This is a genomic window from Calothrix sp. NIES-2100 (assembly GCF_963875285.1).
GTDB lineage: Bacteria > Cyanobacteriota > Cyanobacteriia > Cyanobacteriales > Nostocaceae > Aulosira.
Window position 1 is genome coordinate 7,909,331 of the sequence record NZ_CAWNLA010000001.1, and the last position, 17,855, is coordinate 7,927,185.

The window sequence follows — 17,855 nt, forward strand, 5'->3', positions numbered from 1 at the left end:
AGAGAACCAAAGTGACAAGCAGCGAACAATACAAGCGTGAAATTATGAAAGATTTGGCACAGGGAAATGTCGAATCTTTAGATGATGTAACGACAGATTCAAGCACCCAATACGAAAACTTTGACGATTTTGCTCAACGCACCACAACAGATCAGCGTCGTCAATTATTTAGTCGGTCTTTACATCCAGAGAAAATTCCCCCCAGCCAAATGGAACCGGAATTACAACAGGCGATCGCCCAAATCAAACCCAATGAACGGGATGATGTCGCACGCGCCTTTTTCAAAAACCTCAAGGAAAGAGGACTAGATGAACGTCATCTAGAGCAACAACTAGGTCTTTCCACTCATCACGCCAGTCGCATGAGTGCTGATGATGTCAGCAAACTAGCTTCCTTCGTCTATCACAACCACCCGGATATTTTCCGTGAGGTGTTGGCTGAGCAACCAGGTATTATTAAATTTCTCAGCAATCCTGTAGTTGCAGGTATTATTGGTATCGCCGCAGCTAAGTGGTTAGGCAGACACAAGTAAATACTGGGTTTTGATTTGCGTATCTATTAATACTTAAAATCAAGGTGAGTAATACTCACCTTGATTTTTGATATATAGGCAAGTTTATGTAAAAAATTTACTCCGGAAATAGTAAATTTCTGGATAAATTCCTCTAAATTTATGTAAATTTTATATCCAATTTTTTAAATTAACCAGTTCTTAATCTTTACAGATTAAGGCTTGTAATATTTTTTGCAAAAAAATTACCCTAAAGTTTTCATGAACTTCGGGCTAATTAGTTGATTTTACTGAGTTCTTTATATTAAAAATTACTGATTACTGCTGAGATGTAGAAGTTTGGTTTGACTGTTGAAAAATTGTGTACCAATCGAAGAGCCTTCTTTAGAGGTTGTTTGAAAAGTGCTTGGCTGTATTTTTGTACTTATTGATTCCTAGCATCCTTTGGAAATAGATCAGAATCAAAGTTCCCTTGGACAAGGGGATATAGAAGATTTTGCTACCGACAAGAAGATTTTTAATACATCCTCTGACTGTCGCCAGCTAATCGATTACTTGTGCAAAGTGTTTTGCGGTACTAGCAAATTTTACCGTGGGTACATTGAGCATCCAACTTGATTATTAGTAATGAGCAGAAGTGCAATGACTAGATTTAAAATCAGAAAAAAATTGTGGAAAGTAGCAACAGTAACTGTTCTCAGTTTGGCAACTTTCTCAGCAGCAGAGTCAGCGCAGGCTGCAAGTTTAACGAGTACCTCGCCTACAGCTAAAGGAGTTTTACCCACTGAAATCACTCCAGTAGGTGGAATTGTTTTGGATCTTATTGGTCAGAACAATTCACGGGTAACTAGCCAATTGGGAAGCAATAAGTTATTCAAAGGCCGTTTCAATAATGGTAAGCCAGCTGATTATGAAGGTAATCCTGGGACTATCGGTATCCAAAGCGGTTTTACCTCGACAATCATAGATGCACTTGGGGGTGGTATTAAAGAACTGGCTGTTCGTTTTACCCTTTTTGATGGTGACACAGGGGTAGGCAACTTTGATCATAATGACAATACACTGCTGGTAAATAACATTAACTTTGGTAACTGGGGCAGTGTAATTACTCAAAATACGGATGCTCTAGGAAATGAAGCTGCTGCTGGTGTGAGCGGTGGTGGTTTCCGCAGTAATACTTTGGATACAGGCTGGTTCCATGTCACTGATAAATCAAATCTTGATAACTTTTATACCAGCCTTGTGAATACCCAAGAAGTTGTTTACCAACTTGATGATGTAGACCCTAACGACAACTATTATGACTTTAAACAGGGAATTAAATCTAGCATCATTAAAGTTACTCAGGCTCCAGTAGTGGAACCCTCCAACTCTGTCCCGGAACCTTTGACTATTTTTGGTACATTGACAGCGGGCGCTTTTGGTGTGGCTTTGCGTCGCAAACAAAAGCAGCAACAAAAAGCTACAACTAATACATAGTTGCATTTAAATCAAGTATGTGATGGGTTTTGGGAATTTAAGTATTTATGTATAAATTAAATATTTGTGTATCTAATATTCCCACCCATGCATTTTTTTCAGCACAGTGATTAATACTAGCAAATTGCTAGTATAAAAACATACTTTTTAACTGCGTTTTAGACAATTTTATGCAAAGTTTAGATAATTTTATGTAAAATTTATCTAAAAAGCATCTTTTTTTTTCGATGTAAACCTTATGTAAACTGACTTTAGACACTACATAAAGTTAATTTCCAAAAACAAATGAAATTAAAGATTGTATTAAGATAAAGCAAAATTCTTGATTAAAAATACAAAACTACGTAATAATAGCTACGTATTCTTCAGGATAAATACGTAAAATAATTACTACAGCTAAGATAAAACAAAGATGAAATACTTCACTGATTGTGATCGATGGCTGTATCCTCAAGAAACAGAATGATGGTTTGTCAGGGGTTTGAGACGGTAAAACTTTTATTGATGAGTAAAAACTGTCATTAGCTTTTATACTTTTCCTTAGTGGCGATGTCTACGACGGGCTACGCCTACGCAGTGCTGATTTTGGTGTCATACTACCTGTTCCTGCTACAAGAGCAGGAATGAACAAATTGATGATGTTGCGGAGTTTTAAAGGTGATGACTCTGTGGAAACAACTGCGAATAGTGTTTTTGGCTATAACTTTAGGTAGCGTCCTCTTTGTTTTAGTGAAAGTTTTTTTGACGACAACTATCAAGAAGCCAAAACCAGAACAGTCTCAACGCGAATCTTATAATGTTGCGTTGTGTAAAGACCACATATGCATAGCCTCACACCAAAAGACAGACGATAATGCTTTTTCTCCTAGCTAGAGCTAGGAGCAGATAGAGGTAAGAACTAGACAATGGTTGCAAGTAAAAGGTATATTGCCAATTTCTCTAACTCAAAGGTGTTATGGGAATTAATAGTGGCAAAACCTGAATAAAAAAACCTTAGATTCTCCTCATTTGGGATCTTTCTTTTTTACTGTATAAGGAACATGACTAAATCAAGTAGTGATAAATTCATTCCCGCTTTAGTACAAGAGTTACAAGAGTTTGCTTTCAGCCAAACAGGCTCAACGAAGATTTTGCGAATACTGGGCTACGGCTTACTAATATTGGCTTTGTTCGATGTTGTTGAGATGTTCGTTCCACCAAACTTTATGAATCCTGCTTGGGAATTTCAAACTTTTGGCGCACTTGTGGAACGAGTACCAGTACCTTTAATCGGTTTAGCGCTGATATTTTATGGAGAACTGTATTCCCGAAGCAAATGGGAATTCCTGAGTCTGAAGCTGATATCTTGGTTAACTTTATTGTTAGCCGTCATCTTTTTATTACTCATACCTTTAGGAATTGGTAACACTGTTCGTCTCAGTAAACAAAGTGCAGCGCAGATTACCAATATATCCAAACAACAACTAACCCAAGCAGAACAGGTAGAACAGCAGCTAAGCAAAGCTACACCAGAACAAATAGGTAATTTTTTAAAGGGACAAGGGCGCTCATTAGATGGTAAAAGTCCTGATGAAGTAAAAAATCAAATTTTGACAGAAGTTACTAAAGCTAAATCACAAATTAAGAACCAAGCACAGGCTACTGAATCTTCTCAGCGTCTAAACTTAGTCAAGAATTCTGTGAAATGGAATCTTGGTGCTCTGGTTTCAGCAGCTTTATTTTTCAGTTTTTGGAAAGCAACCCAATGGGCAAGAATTAGTAGATAAAAGCTGAGAAAATACTGCATAAGTTCGTATTCAGGAATTTATTCAGTGGATTGAGAAGCACTGAATAGATGAATACAAACTCCTCAAAATTAATGAGATAGACCATCAAGTGCAAAATTACGAGCAAAAAAAGTAGGATGAACATTGTTCAGCCTACTTTCATTTTTGACCGAATATTTAATCCAAAAAGGATTAAACCTTAGCTAATTCCGGCGCTGGACGCTTGCTGTTACGAATTGCTGTAATCGCTTGCGCATAATCTGGAGCGTTAAATACAGCTGAACCAGCAACGATCGCATTAGCGCCAGCTTCCAAAACCTGCCAAGTATTATTGGCTTTGAGTCCGCCATCGACTTCAATCCAAGGATCGAGTCCGCGTTCATCACACATTTGACGTAGCTTTTGGATCTTGGGTACTACACCGGGAATAAAACTTTGACCGCCAAAACCAGGGTTGACGCTCATAATCAGGATTAAATCGCAGAGTTCCAATACATACTCAATAAATTCCAAAGGTGTGGAAGGATTAAGTACAACTCCTGCTTTTTTACCAAGTTCTTTGATTTGTCCCAGAGTGCGGTGTAGGTGGGGCGAAGCATTATGTTCGGCGTGTACGGAGATAATGTCAGCACCCGCTTTCGCAAAGCCCTCTACATACTTTTCTGGTTCCACAATCATTAAGTGGACATCAAGTGGTTTGGTTGTCACCGGACGAATCGCCTCCACAACCAGAGGACCTATCGTAATATTAGGTACAAAACGACCGTCCATTACATCAACATGAATCCAATCTGCTCCAGCTGCGTCTACTGCGCGAATTTCGTCACCTAGACGGCTAAAATCGGCTGATAGGATAGATGGAGCAATAACAATGGGCTTTTGAGATAGGTTTTGGGTCATGGCTAGTGGGTTTTGAAGCATCCTCGTCTGTAAGTATTGTAACAAAATATTTAGCGATCGCTCATAAATTTGATCCCCGGCTTTGTAGGGGCTAGGGGGATGAGGGAGATGAGGGGGATGAGGGAGACAAATGACAAATGACAAATGACAACTGACAACTGACAAATGACTAAAAAACTAACTTGGCTATTTTGGGGACTGAGTGCTTCTTGTTTGAGTGTGCCAGTACTGGCTTCAGCTTTACAAACATCTTTAGGAACTAATGGTATTGATGCTCTGAGGCTACACCTACCTCCTTATAATTTAAGCGGTCGTAAAATTGCTATTGGTCAGGTAGAAATCGGGCGTCCGGGAATGTTTGGTTGGGATAAAGCGGTATCTAAAAATCGTGCTATATCCCTAGCAGGCATTTTTTTACGTAATGGCCCAGCGAAATCAAATAGTGGCGTTGACCCCCATGCCTATAATGTTGCTGGTGTGATGGTTAGTAATGACAAGGCTTGGCCGGGAGTTGCTCCAGAGGCGCGGCTGTATTCTTCGGCTGTTGGCTCGACTAAAAATATGGGACAACCGGAGGAATGTTTGTCAGCACAACACATTGCACTGCAAAATGGTGGTGATGTTCGCGCCATCAATTTTAGTTTTGGTGAACCTTTAAACCGCGATCCGCGCCCAGAAGCTATTTTAGATGGCAATGCTTTACTGACTCTGTGTATTGACTGGTCGAGCCGTGTTCATGATGTTGTGTATGCGATCGCAGGTAACCAGGGCAAAGGTGGTATTCCCATTCCTACAGATAATTTTAATGGAGTGAACGTGGCTTTTTCATCCCGCCGAGAAGGGATTTTTAATAAAGTTGACGTTTCTAATCTGGCGGGTGCTTCCCAAGGAGTCACTGGTAGGCTAGCGGGGAAGGAGTTTAATATTGGTAATCGTCGTGCGATCAATTTAGTTGCACCGGGCAGTAATATTGTTCTGCTCAATCCCGATGGTAAAGTGAATAAGGTCACAGGTACAAGTTTTGCAGCACCTCACGTTACAGCTACCGTGGCTTTGTTGCAGGAATTTGGCGATCGCCAGTTACGGACAAAACAACCTAATTGGAGTATCGATTCTCGCCGTCATCAAGTAATGAAAGCTGTATTGCTCAATTCTGCCGATAAGCTCAAAGATAGCGGTGATGGCTTGCGCTTAGGAATGACTCGGACACTGATTGATAAACAAAATCAAGACTGGCTGGCTTCTGATGCTTATCAAGATCCAAAAATTCCCTTGGATTCTCAAATGGGAACAGGTCATTTGAATGCATTCCGCGCTTATCAACAATTTAGCGTCGGTCAATGGCAGCCATCAACTCCCGTACCTGCGATTGGTTGGGATTACCGGACAGTAGATATGCTTGCCCCTGTAGAATATGTGCTAGCAAAACCCTTAAAAGGGGGAAGTTTTGTGGCGATTACTTTAACTTGGGACAGATTGGTAGAACTCAACGATCGCAATAAAAATGAACTTTATGATGTTGGAGATAGTTTTCGCGATCGCGGTTTGAATAACCTCGACCTGTATCTAGTAAAAGCTGATGCTCAAAATACAGATGCTGGTACTGTTTGCTCATCTATCAGCCCAATTGATAGCGTAGAACACATTTTTTGTCCTATTCCTGCGGATGGAAATTACAAAATTCGTGTCCAGATGCGCCAACAAGTTAACGAAGCCACGGAAAGCTATGGTTTAGCTTGGTGGACTGTACCTAGGGGCTAGAGACTAGGGGATGAGGGGGATGAGGGGGATGTGGTTCGACTTCTCTGCGAGACGCTACGCGAACGCTCACCAACCGGGGGATGAGGGAGTGTGGGGAGACAAACAACCATTGACTATTGACTATTGACTATTGACCAATGCCCAATGCCCTTTTCATCCTTCAAAAAAATTCTAATTTTCTGCGCTTTTGTAGCCTAACATACGATTATTCAAAAACCAGGAAATACTGGCGAATTATCCATGTATATTGTTGTCTCAATTAGCAAATAGTAGCTGGCATAACTTTTATTGAATTCTGGAAATTATTTACTGTTACCAAAACTGTAACAGCCAACTTCTTCGGCTGCTGTAAATGCCATAGTTAACAATTAACAGGTCATTAGCGTCCAACTTGAAAGACGGCTAAAAATCTATGGCGAACGAGGTGGCAGAATGAATCGGCAGAAATTTAGTGGTAGTGGTGTGAAAGAAAATTTCTTGCAAAGACGTTACGGTGTTCGGTTAGGAAGACGTTACGTGCTGGCGGCGGCTGGCGTTGTACTTTTGGGTGTATTAGGCTGTTCTCAGGTTAATGGCGATACGAGCGTACTAGCCCAATCTTCTTTGCCTAGTTCAGAGTCTCCTGTGCAAAAAAAAACAGTTAAGCCTGATACAAAATTAGTTAATGCTAACAATAAATTTGGCTTTAAACTGTTTTCAGAAATTCTGAAAACCGAAAGTAGTGAAAAGAACGTTTTTGTTTCGCCTTCGAGTGTCGCGATCGCCTTAGCCATGACCTACAATGGAGCTAGCGGTTCTACACAAAAATCGATGGCAAAAACCCTGGAATTACAGGGGATGAATTTGTCAGAAATTAACTCATCTTACGCAGCATTAAAGAAGCTATTAGAAAATCCTGATAACGATGTAAAACTGACTATCGCTAACTCGCTTTGGGCTAATAAAGATGCTAGCTTACAGTCAGATTTTCTCCAGAGAAACCAGGATTTCTATCAAGCTCAGGTGACTAATTTAAATTTTAAGGATGCATCAGCACCAAATATTATCAATAGCTGGGTCAAGGATAATACCCAAGGCAAAATCAACAAAATAGTTGATAATCTTGATCCAAATCAAATGTTATTTCTGATAAATGCCATATATTTTAAAGGACAATGGAGCAACGAATTTGATAAAAGTAAAACGGCTACATTGCCCTTTAACCTAGCATCTGGCAAACAAAAAAATCACCCAATTATGTCGCAAGATGGCGATTACAAATACCAAGAAAATGAACAATTTCAGGCAATAAGTTTACCTTACGGTAAAGATGGTAAAGTCAGCCTTTATATCTTTTTGCCTAAACCAAACTCAAATTTGCAAGCCTTATATCAAAACTTGAATGCTGAGAACTGGGAACAATGGATGACTCAGTTTCGCAAGCGGGAAGGCTCAATTAAGTTACCTCGGTTTAAAACAGACTATGAAGTTACCCTCAACGATGCACTAAAAGCTTTAGGTATGGAAGAAGCTTTTAGCACCAAAGCGAATTTCTCTGGAATCGGTAAAAACCTGACGATTAGCCAGGTGAAGCATAAAACCTTTGTAGAAGTTAATGAAGAAGGAACTGAAGCCGCAGCATCAACTTCAGTATCAATAGTGGCAACATCTGCCATGCAAAAACCAGAACCATTCAAAATGATTGTTGACCGTCCCTTCTTTTGCGCTATTCGGGATAATCAGACAGGAAGCGTTTTGTTTATGGGTTCAATTATGGAACCACAATAGGGCATTTGTCATTGGTCATTTGTCATTTGTCAGTTGTCAGTTGTCAGTTGTCAGTTGTCTCCCTTGTCTCCCTTGTCCCCTCTGCTCCCCTGCTCCCCAGCCCCCATGCTTTCTTATATTAGGGTGATGTAGCTTCTGATACGCTCAGGGGATTTTGCGCTTCAGGTTTTGGGGAGACTTCGGGTGTAATAGGTGCAGCTAATTCCCCAGAATGGGAATATTCTTCAGTATCACCGCTTAGTGTCGCCGGACGTATGACACTGATAGCAGTTTTAATCACAACAGCACTGGGTACTGCCACAATTACACCGAGAAGTCCCCCAATTCTCGCCCCTGTCAACACAGAAATAACTACTAAAGCTGGGTTTAAACCTGTAAAACTCCCTAAAATGCGGGGGGCGATTAAATTTTCCAGAATTTGCTGGACGATGACTGCGGCCATCAAAACTCTTGCGCCCATCCAGAAATCTTGCAGCGACACCAATAAGGTAGTCAGGGCTATACCTACAGAACCACCAAAGGGAACGAGAGCCATGATACCAATAGTTAAGCCAAATAACAGACCAAATGGGACTTTCAGCCACAAAAATGCTGGAATCAGAGCTGATGCCATACAGGTAGATAAAATCAGCTGGGTGATAAAGAAATTTTGAAAGCTGAGGCGTACTGTTTGGGAAAAAGGCTCACGAACTTTTGCGGGTAGCCATTCTACCAAACTTTGCCAGAGTTCACCGCCATGTTGCAAAAGATAGAAAGTCAAAATCATCGTCAAGACGAAATCTAGCAAGCTAGTGACTGTGACTACAGCTAAATTTAACACTTGTCCGGCGATCGCTTGCAATTGTCCCTTGACGCGATCGTTAATTTGCACGACTAGGGCATCAAGATTGATCGGTAAGCCAAGAACCTCTGCTTTTTCGTTTAACATCATTAACTGGGAACGTCCAGAGTCGATCAACTCCGGTATGCGAGCCACTAGTTGCTGAGCTTGGGTAAGGGCTAGGGGAAATAGAGTCACACCCAAGGCTAATAAAATTGATAAGGCCAAGAGAAAAACTAAAATAGCAACTGGCTCTCGCCTAGCACCATGATGCTCCATCCAGCTAACGGGGTAGTTGAGCAGAAATGCTAGCACCGAGGCTCCGACTAAAATGACTATTAAGGAGTGGAAATAATTAAAAATCGATGAAATAGCCCAACCATTTAGCACTAACAGCGGAATGAATAACGCGATCGCTCCGATCCGCGCTATGGGCGTTAGTGTCTCCCACCAGTCGAGTAGCTTACGTGTCTGCATCTTTAGCCGATTACAGGATAGAACTAAATAAAATCCTTCTTTACAGCTTATTATCTCTAACTACATAACTCTCATTCATCCTCCTAGTTTAGGATTAGAATCAACCAAATGGAAAATTTTCAACCAAATCACAATTCGCCCCCGTCTGAGTCAACAGACACGGAGACGCAGGGACAGGGAGACACGGAGAATCGTTTCACCGCGTCACCGCGTCACCGCGTCACCGCGTCTTTTTCATCTTCCCAATTCCTCACTTCCGATCAAGACTCAGCCACCCCTAACACCCAGCTGCTTGTGTACTTGATTCCAGTGATTGGCTTTTTCCCATCCCTGTGGACTCTCTATCGCCGTCAGGGAAGTCGGGAACAAATAGCTGCTAGCCGCCTGTCTATTACTTTGGCATTTACCTGGTTTCTGGGATACTTATTATTAGCAACCGGGGCCCAGACTTCAGAATTTTTCGGACTTCGCCTATTAATCCTCAATAGTTTTCTCACTTCTGGTTACTTTTTGGTGAGTGTCTGGCTGATGTTGCGCCTGATTCAGGGAAAGTCTCACCGTTTACCGGGGTTTAGTCGTTTTGCTGACCGAGTGCTGGGCAAATATTTATCTTAAATTTTTGGTGAATCTTTAGTCCAGTAATTCTACTTAATTTTATCTCAAATTCAAGATTATATCTTCAGGGATCTGGTCAAATTCGTTTATTGTTGTCATACTGCAATAACACATCATCCAATTTGTCGAAAAAAAAGAAAAAGACTGCTATAAGTGTTGTGGTTGACACAACAATGAAAACGTTAGCACTAATAATTAAGAATTAGCTATTATGCTTTGATTTGTCTGCATATTTATTAGTCTGCAAATGTACCGAATTTGATCAGTAAGTGTGAGGATGTCTGTGACCATTCAAAGAACTTCGACGGAAGAAAACCAGTTGGGAAACGTTGCTAACAAGAGCAAAAAAAAGCACCAAAACTCTAAATCTGGGCGTTGGTTGTGGTTTTGGGTAGGTATGAGCGGTATTGCAATGGTTTCAGCTACAGCAGGTGCGCTGTTGGCAGTGTCTTTAACCAGTACGCCTTTGCAGCAAGCTCAGCTTAGCCCCCAAGAAGAGGCTGTATTTGATGGCGATCGCATTTCTGGCGGTGGATTGCGATTTTCGGAATTAACGCGTCCTGTCAATATATTAGTGATGGGAATGAGCGTACTCCCACCAGATGTGGATAATCCTCCCGAGGAAACCAAAAATTTGCGTTACCTCCCCCAGGTAAACTCCTTTGATGGTCTTTCTGATGTCATGCTCTTGATCAAATTTGATCCGCAGTCCAAAAAAATGACCATGCTTTCTATTCCTAGAGATACCCGCACAGAAATAGAAGGACATGGCGTAAAAAAAATTAATCATGCCAATCTTGAAGGTGGGCCTGCTTTAACAGCTAAAACCGTCAGCAATCTCTTAGATGGGGTAGCAATTGATCGTTATGTCCGGATTAACGTTTTGGGAGTTGCTAAACTAATTGATGCCTTGGGCGGTGTCACAGTCTACGTCCCGAAAGATATGAAGTACCAAGATGAAGCCCAGCATTTATACATCAATTTAAAAGCAGGTAAACAACATCTTAATGGCGATCAGGCGCTGCAACTATTACGGTTCCGCCACGATGAATTAGGCGATATTGGGCGAATTCAACGGCAACAAATGGTGCTTCGTGCTTTGATGGATCAGTCACTTAACCCCGCAACTGTGGCTCAATTCCCGAAAGTGCTTGATGTAGTTAAAGAACATATTGATACTAACTTAAATGTCGAAGAATTGGTGGCTTTAGTGGGTTTTGGTGTCCGCACCAATCGCTCCAATATGCAGATGTTAATGGTACCTGGTCGCTTTAGCGAAAAGAATGAGTATGATGCTAGCTATTGGTTACCAAATAAAGATGGAATTGCCAAGCTGATGGCACAACACTATGGAGTGGAATCAACACAAGTACAAGAACAACAAACAACTGAACCTAGTTCTGTGCGTGTAGCAATTCAAGACAGCACAGGTAGCGATTTTAATACTTTGCGTCCTTTAATTAGATCTTTGGAAAAAGCTGGATATCGCAATATTTATGTGTCTAAACCTTGGAGTGAACCTTTGGATGTGACTCACATTGTCGCTCAACAAGGTGATGGTAATAGCGCCGGCTCAATTCGCGATATTTTGGGATTTGGTGAAGTCCGCGTGGAAAGTACTGGTAATATCGCTTCCGATATTAGTATTCAAGTAGGTAAAGATTGGTTGCAACAAAAAGAGCTTCTAGAAAAGTCCACTCAACCTTAATTGTTTGACTAAGCCCTGTGGGGTGGGAACTTTTAACGGGGAACGGAAAAGGAAGATTTAGTCCTGTATCCAAAATACAGCGTAATCAACTTATACCAAATTTGAAAAAAGAATTTGACATAAATGTAGGGGTGATTCATGAACATTGGTGTCAACTTAAGAAGGTAAAGCCCAAATTTGTTGAGTGTAAGCGTCAATCTCTCGATGGCGCTTACGCCTGGCTTTGACTAATCCTGCATAGCTTTTGATGTTCGACAAGATAGGTCACAACTTCATTGGCATCACCACGGAGAAAAGCTGGAGAAAAATGGTATAAACATTTCCTCTATTGGCGGTGCTGGTACATGCTTTTGCTGCCGCAGATCAGAGTTTCCTGTTCGCGCTGGACGTTTTTTACTCATGATGTATCACTAACAACATCAATCAAGATGTTCTGAGATGACATCTAATTGTTCCTTCAAGCTTAAGTTGACACCAATGGGCACTGCCTTGCCCTTACAATTATCTGTACTGCACCAACTTGCAATCTGCTGTAAGTGCTGAAAAATTCAGGACTAAAGTCATGACTACGAATTTATACTTATTTTTTGGGATTTTTTTAGTTATTCTTTGCACCTACTGAGAGTTCTTCTTGTGGTGAAGAGGCTGGTGATGGTTCTACTGAATCAGGCCAAGAGACGAGAATATCAGCACCATTAATCACAGTTCCGATCAGTCCCAGTTCTGAATCAACTAATTGATCAATCGCTTCACCTAATAAATTTTCTTGCGTATAGCTTGGTCGTGTCACAATTACTATACCGTCACTGTAAGGTTGGATTAATAAGGCATCGTTAGATAAACTGAGTGGGCTAGTATCTAAAATAACTAAATCATAACGCTCCCGAACATCCTCCAAGAGTCGTCGCATTTCACTAGACTCAAGAATTGCCGCAGATTGGCGCACAGGACCAGGGCTAGGAATAATGTATAAATTTTCTACATCAGGTACTAAGCGTATACATTCGCTGAGGTTGCCATAATAGTGCAGAGGTTCAATATTCGCATCTGGATCGGGAGTAACTTTTAAGGATGAACAACCCGAAGGCGATCGCAAATCTGTTTCAATAATTAAAGTTCTTTTACCAGCACGGGCAGATGCGATGCCTAAGTTATAAGCACTTGTAGTCTTACCCTCAGTTTTACTCACACTAGTCATCAAAACTATTTTGAAATTTTTCCCGCCAAGTCGTCGCAAATTACTGCGGAATTTTTCATAAAACTCTAAATAGGGAGAATCTGAGGAAAGTAAAGCGGGTATGACTGCTTGATCCAAATCATCAATTGGCATTAAAGGTATTTCTCCTAGCAGCGCAACTTCTCGTTGCTTCAAGCTTTCGCGGATATCTTCTCTAGTTTTGAAAGTACCTTCTAGTGAACCCAATAAGAAGATGACACCACCACCAATTACCAATCCCATGAAGCCACCGACAGCCAATGTCACAGACATTTTCTTTGGTTTGACAGCATCGGCAACTACCATCGGCAATCTAGCAAGAGTTAGGCTAGTGACAGTTTCTGCTTCTGCGGTTCTAGCATCGGCTAGCTTCGCTTGCATCTTATCATAGATAGCTTTTTTGAGTGCAACCTCTTGTTCTAAACGCGATCGCTCTAATTGTTTATTAGGTATTAAAGAATATACCTGCCGCAATCGTGTTTCTTCTTGAACTTGTTGTGCTAATTGTTGTTGCAGCGTTTCCCTTTGGGTTTGCAAAGCCACCATCTGGTTTGCTAATTGTTGTCGTGCTGGATCTAAGTTACTTTGAGCGCGAATATTAGAGACATTACCAGTCAGAGGTGCTGCTGCTCCACCACCACCGACTACCTCAACCGCACGTTGTTGCAGTAATTCCAGAGCTGCTTGTTTTTGACGTTGCAATTGAATCATTGTCGGATGTTCGGGACGCAAATCCTTACGGAGAACAGCAATTTGTGACTCAACTTGATAAATTTGCGATCGCAAGCCGATCAGAATCGGATCGGCACTCAAAGCTGAGGAAACGTAAGCTTGACTGACATTTAATCCCAACTTATCCTGTAAACTGCTAATTTGGGCATTAATCCCCGCAATAGTCAGTTGAATTTGCCGTTGCTGATTTTGACTGCTAGTCACCGCAGCCAGTAAACTACCATTCTCCGATGCTAATATAGCTGGACGCTGTGTGCGATCGTACTGTTCTAGCTTCTTCTCAGCAGCTTGCAATTCCAACTTAGACTGTGGTAAACGCTGATTAATTTTTTCAATAATTGCTTTTAATCGCCCACTATTAATATCACCACTGAGCTTAATCATGGCTTGCATTAACGATCGCAATACCTCTACAGATCGCTTAGGGTCATTATCTTTATATTTAAGCTCAATAATCGTCGAATCTAATTGTCCCGTCCGGGGATTTTTTTTAGGTACTGTGATGACAACATTCATCCCAATTTTTTTTGGATTGATATTCAATTTTTTTGCCACAGTTTCGATCACCTGATCTGATAGCAAAACTTGTTCATTCAATTCCTGCCCTTGTTGTTGAATTTCACTACCAGTGGTAGAAAATGAAACTGGCGGACGATTGTAAGTAAGAGCAGCATTTGCTATGTAGTTAGCTGGCGGTTCAGGTTGTATAGCCACCACCGTTGAACCTGCTACAACTAAGACAAAACTAGCTAATCCAATCCATTTATACTTTTCAAAAGCAATAAAATAGCGCTTAACAATTGGTGGGGTCATAAGAAATTAGTCATTAGTCATTAGTCATTAGTCATTAGTCATTAGTCATTAGTCATTAGTCATTAGTCATTTGGCATTTGGCATTTGGCATTTGGCATTTGGCATTCTCCTTCTCCCCACACTCCCCACACTTGTACAGACAAGGGTTATCGCGTCTCTACCCACACTCCCTCATCCCCCTCATCTCCCTCATCCCTCCATTCCCCAATTTGCAATTACTTCGATCCGCCTGTAAAGAAGTCAAAGAAGCGAATAAAGCTCTGAAAATTAAAGAATGGTTGTGTAATTGTATTGAGAGCATTAGTAATTCTACCGATGAGGTTACGACCAACCACAATAACATCATTATCTTGTAGGGGCACGTTTTGAGACATATCACCACCTAAAGCTTTTTTCGCATCCAGTCTCTGGGTAACAGCTTGACCTCTTTCGGGGTCGAAGCGTACTAAGGCAATATCCCGGAGATTAGCAGTGTCAAGACTGATACCTCCTAATGCATCTATAAATGTGCTGCCATTAGGAAGGACTTGATTAGCAATACCACCGGCAGTATAGTTTAAAACCCTGATTCTAATTTGTGGTATAGCTAAAGTAGAACGCGCAATCAGATTGCGATCATAGCCATCTTCAGTGCCGATTTCACGACGGGGCACAATGATAGCATCGCCGTCTTGTAGCCTTAAATTAGGCAGGGAACTGCCATTTTGTAATGCTGTGTACAGGTCAACAGTTTGGGAAATCACAGAACCATCAAGCAACCGCCTACGCACTTGCACTTGCCTTAAATCTGCGTTGCTTGTCGTCCCACCAGATGTCAGCAAAGCATCCCCGACACGGGGTGTAGCTGAAGCAATTGGATAAATCCCCGGACGAAACACTTCCCCACTAATAGTCACTTGCACTGGTCGTGGCGCTGTCAATGAGGCTACCACAATCGGATTTACCAAAACGCTACTTAAAGCTAAGCGAATTTTTTCTTGTGCTTCTTCCACACTTAAGCCTTGTAGGGATACTGTTCCTACAAGCGGCACTAAAATGTTACCTTCAGGATTAATTCCGGCTTGAAAGTTCAAATCTGGACGCTGTCCTGCTAATGATAAAACTACTATCGGTTCGACTACGTAACGATTGAGTAACAAGCGAATTTTTTCTTGTGCTTGTTCCAAAGTTAAACCTTGTAGCGACACCTTTTTAATCAGGGGTACGATGATGTTGCCTTCGGGATTAATTGCAGCTTGGAAACTCAAATCTGGAAAGCGTTGAACCACAACACTAATAGTATCTCCTGGCCCTAAGCGATAGGGGCCAGGGGGACGCTGAACCACCACACTAAGAGTATCTCCTGGCCCTAAAAGATATCGGTTGAGTTGGGGAGAAACTTCGTTATTTAAACCCCCAGGTGCAACCTCAGTGGGTGAGGATAACGAAGGAGATTGACCTGAGGGTTGTTCTGGAAATGGTACAGACTGAGCAACAACCACTTGAAACGCTGTTGTCCAGAAAACACCTATCTGAAGGCTCACAAAACACAGAGCGCTGATTGCACGCATATGAGAATTGTAAAATATAAGCATTTGTGCAGTAAAGCTAGACTCAGAATGGGTCTTGTCGAGCCGCTATTTTACTCTGTAAATACCTAAACTGTCTCTGATTTCTCCGAGAAATTACCAGATGTCATCAGGATAAAATATGGCATACATAACGTAGGGGTGGGGTCTCCCCGCCCTTTATGATGGAATTGAGATTTAAGAGAGCGATCGCAACCATATTTCAGCAACAATTTGCGATCGGGACAAATATAGCGATTCCCATTCAGATGCGGTAAAAAATTATATCGCCAAATGTAGGGGCACGGCAATGCCCTCATGGTGTACCTCACGTAACCGAGAATTACTATAAAAAAACAATCCCAATCATAAATTTGCCTATGCGATCGCTCATAGGGGCGGGGAAACCCCTCTCCTACAATTTGGGGTAATTTATTTTTTGGTATTCCTTAACACCAGACAACCATATCTCTGCAACAACAACTACTTAATCGCTCTGTAATGAGTCTGCCATTAAAGCCGCTTGTACAGTCTGGCCAATAGATTCAGCTAAAGGCCAAATTTTTTCCACCTTACCTAAAGGTTCCATAGGCAGGAGAATACTCACACCAACCCAAGGAACTCGCTGCTTACGCCACTGTGCTAATTGATCCGCTACAAACCAGCGTAACGGTGATGGGTTTCCCCGATTTGGTAAAGCATACCACTGCAACACACCAAAAGTTTCCTGTTTTGTATTAGCGCGAAAGAATCTTGCTTCTACCTGGGTTTCTCTAGGCTGTTTCACAGTAAATTTAGCCGCACGATATTGAGCTATGTCCCACTTTCGCCAACGCGACTTTGCCCAACCGTTAATTTCTGTCCATTCAACCTCAGGTTGATCCATCGGCCCATTTTGCGGTAACAACAGTAGTATCGCTTGAGTTTGCGAGTCTTGTTTCTGAATTACCTGTAGCGACCATTTTTGCTCACCAATTTGTTGTTGCACCTGCTCAATAGTTTGCCAACCTGGAACAGTTAACCCAGAATTGCGTATATGTTTCAATGCTTTCAGGCTGGTTATCGGTGGCGGCTGTTTCCATTGCCAGTGTCCTGTTAGGTATCCGGGAACACCTCCAATAGCAAACAGTAGTAGTAATAAGAAAAGCGCTACTACTTGATTCCATTGGCTTTCTTTGAGAAATTTAGATAAGGAAATCATTCATAAACTTTGCAATACTTAGGCAAAGTTTACTTTGTCAGATGGCGTTATGAGTTCAGTAAGATTGACCAATTAATTCGTAATTCGTAATTCGTCATTAAAGGGTGTAACAACTCAATTTATTGATAGCGATAATAAAAGTTTATTCCTAACTGCAACCTCTGTATGGTTTTATCAATGCTAAAATTATAGATAATTGGGGCAAGTATGAATTATTTCGATGATATATATAGCACCTATTTATTGATTGGATGCAAGCACATATAAATTATCTTTATTTCACATAAATTATATTCAATAAAAGATTTTCAAATAGTACCATTAAATCTTGATATAAGCATTATAAATAATTTTTGAAAAAAAAGATACCCGACTTCTTAAAAAAGTCGGGTATCTGAGCCTGGGTATATGAGTCTCTCGATTTTCATAAAATACTGCAATTTAAAATATCTAAATTTGCTTTAACAGTAAATTTACTGGAGCGTTGTAAAAAAAGATTCATTTAGAATGTAAAAATAAACCTAGCGTCAAGATTTCTGAG

The 17,855-nt window shown here is 41.1% G+C and carries 12 protein-coding genes and 1 pseudogene; 7 read left to right on the top strand and 6 right to left on the bottom strand.

Annotated features, from left to right (window positions below):
- The first annotated feature begins 11 nt into the window (after window positions 1-11).
- From AACU32_RS32230 to hpsJ-A, 3 genes are all read left to right on the top strand, one after another.
- Window positions 12-533, top strand: a complete 522-nt coding sequence (locus tag AACU32_RS32230; RefSeq protein ID WP_096605897.1) for a hypothetical protein — start codon at window positions 12-14, stop codon at window positions 531-533.
- A 621-nt stretch (window positions 534-1,154) separates the two neighbouring features.
- Window positions 1,155-1,991, top strand: a complete 837-nt coding sequence (locus AACU32_RS32235) for a PEP-CTERM sorting domain-containing protein (RefSeq protein ID WP_339378453.1) — start codon at window positions 1,155-1,157, stop codon at window positions 1,989-1,991.
- A 1,040-nt stretch (window positions 1,992-3,031) separates the two neighbouring features.
- Window positions 3,032-3,757 (top strand): HpsJ-like protein, cyanoexosortase A-associated, encoded by a 726-nt coding sequence (gene hpsJ-A, locus AACU32_RS32240; protein WP_339378454.1) that lies wholly within the window; start codon window positions 3,032-3,034, stop codon window positions 3,755-3,757.
- 192 nt (window positions 3,758-3,949) lie between these two features.
- Here the strand turns inward: hpsJ-A and rpe are convergent, their stop codons facing one another.
- Window positions 3,950-4,657: a ribulose-phosphate 3-epimerase gene (gene rpe / locus AACU32_RS32245; protein ID WP_096605903.1), complete on the bottom strand. Its 708-nt coding sequence runs from the start codon at window positions 4,655-4,657 to the stop codon at window positions 3,950-3,952.
- Between the two features lie 165 nt (window positions 4,658-4,822).
- Between rpe and AACU32_RS32250 the strand changes: the two genes are divergently transcribed.
- Window positions 4,823-6,418, top strand: a complete 1,596-nt coding sequence (locus AACU32_RS32250; protein ID WP_096605905.1) for a S8 family serine peptidase — start codon at window positions 4,823-4,825, stop codon at window positions 6,416-6,418.
- A 432-nt stretch (window positions 6,419-6,850) separates the two neighbouring features.
- Window positions 6,851-8,185, top strand: a complete 1,335-nt coding sequence (locus AACU32_RS32255; RefSeq protein WP_096605907.1) for a serpin family protein — start codon at window positions 6,851-6,853, stop codon at window positions 8,183-8,185.
- Between the two features lie 118 nt (window positions 8,186-8,303).
- Here AACU32_RS32255 and AACU32_RS32260 read toward each other — a convergent pair whose 3' ends face one another.
- Complete coding sequence (locus AACU32_RS32260; protein WP_096605909.1) at window positions 8,304-9,482, bottom strand: AI-2E family transporter; 1,179 nt, start codon at window positions 9,480-9,482, stop codon at window positions 8,304-8,306.
- A 108-nt stretch (window positions 9,483-9,590) separates the two neighbouring features.
- Between AACU32_RS32260 and AACU32_RS40810 the strand changes: the two genes are divergently transcribed.
- Complete coding sequence (locus AACU32_RS40810) at window positions 9,591-10,097, top strand: hypothetical protein (RefSeq protein WP_096605911.1); 507 nt, start codon at window positions 9,591-9,593, stop codon at window positions 10,095-10,097.
- A 283-nt stretch (window positions 10,098-10,380) separates the two neighbouring features.
- Window positions 10,381-11,805 carry an LCP family glycopolymer transferase gene (locus tag AACU32_RS32270; RefSeq protein WP_096608267.1) on the top strand — a complete coding sequence of 475 codons (1,425 nt, stop codon included), beginning with the start codon at window positions 10,381-10,383 and terminating at the stop codon, window positions 11,803-11,805.
- Between the two features lie 156 nt (window positions 11,806-11,961).
- Here AACU32_RS32270 and AACU32_RS32275 read toward each other — a convergent pair.
- The 4 genes and pseudogenes from AACU32_RS32275 to AACU32_RS32290 form a co-directional block, all read right to left on the bottom strand.
- Window positions 11,962-12,127, bottom strand: a pseudogene (locus AACU32_RS32275) (IS4 family transposase); the annotation flags it as partial.
- A gap of 276 nt (window positions 12,128-12,403) precedes the next feature.
- Window positions 12,404-14,566 carry a GumC family protein gene (locus tag AACU32_RS32280; RefSeq protein ID WP_096605915.1) on the bottom strand — a complete coding sequence of 721 codons (2,163 nt, stop codon included), beginning with the start codon at window positions 14,564-14,566 and terminating at the stop codon, window positions 12,404-12,406.
- Between the two features lie 215 nt (window positions 14,567-14,781).
- On the bottom strand, window positions 14,782-16,140 hold the full coding sequence (locus AACU32_RS32285; protein ID WP_096605917.1) for a polysaccharide biosynthesis/export family protein: 1,359 nt from the start codon (window positions 16,138-16,140) through the stop codon (window positions 14,782-14,784).
- A 460-nt stretch (window positions 16,141-16,600) separates the two neighbouring features.
- Entirely contained in the window at window positions 16,601-17,314 is a 714-nt protein-coding gene (locus tag AACU32_RS32290) for a cyanoexosortase B system-associated protein (RefSeq protein WP_096605919.1), read from the bottom strand.
- Window positions 17,315-17,855 lie beyond the last annotated feature (541 nt).

Coding starts and splice junctions, on each gene's coding strand:
- AACU32_RS32280 (WP_096605915.1), bottom strand. CDS start 14,566: ATGACCCCACCAATTGTTAAGCGCTATTTTATTGCTTTTGAAAAGTAT.
- AACU32_RS40810 (WP_096605911.1), top strand. CDS start 9,591: ATGGAAAATTTTCAACCAAATCACAATTCGCCCCCGTCTGAGTCAACA.
- hpsJ-A (WP_339378454.1), top strand. CDS start 3,032: ATGACTAAATCAAGTAGTGATAAATTCATTCCCGCTTTAGTACAAGAG.
- AACU32_RS32285 (WP_096605917.1), bottom strand. CDS start 16,140: ATGCTTATATTTTACAATTCTCATATGCGTGCAATCAGCGCTCTGTGT.
- AACU32_RS32250 (WP_096605905.1), top strand. CDS start 4,823: ATGACTAAAAAACTAACTTGGCTATTTTGGGGACTGAGTGCTTCTTGT.
- AACU32_RS32255 (WP_096605907.1), top strand. CDS start 6,851: ATGAATCGGCAGAAATTTAGTGGTAGTGGTGTGAAAGAAAATTTCTTG.
- AACU32_RS32235 (WP_339378453.1), top strand. CDS start 1,155: ATGACTAGATTTAAAATCAGAAAAAAATTGTGGAAAGTAGCAACAGTA.
- AACU32_RS32290 (WP_096605919.1), bottom strand. CDS start 17,314: ATGATTTCCTTATCTAAATTTCTCAAAGAAAGCCAATGGAATCAAGTA.
- rpe (WP_096605903.1), bottom strand. CDS start 4,657: ATGACCCAAAACCTATCTCAAAAGCCCATTGTTATTGCTCCATCTATC.
- AACU32_RS32260 (WP_096605909.1), bottom strand. CDS start 9,482: ATGCAGACACGTAAGCTACTCGACTGGTGGGAGACACTAACGCCCATA.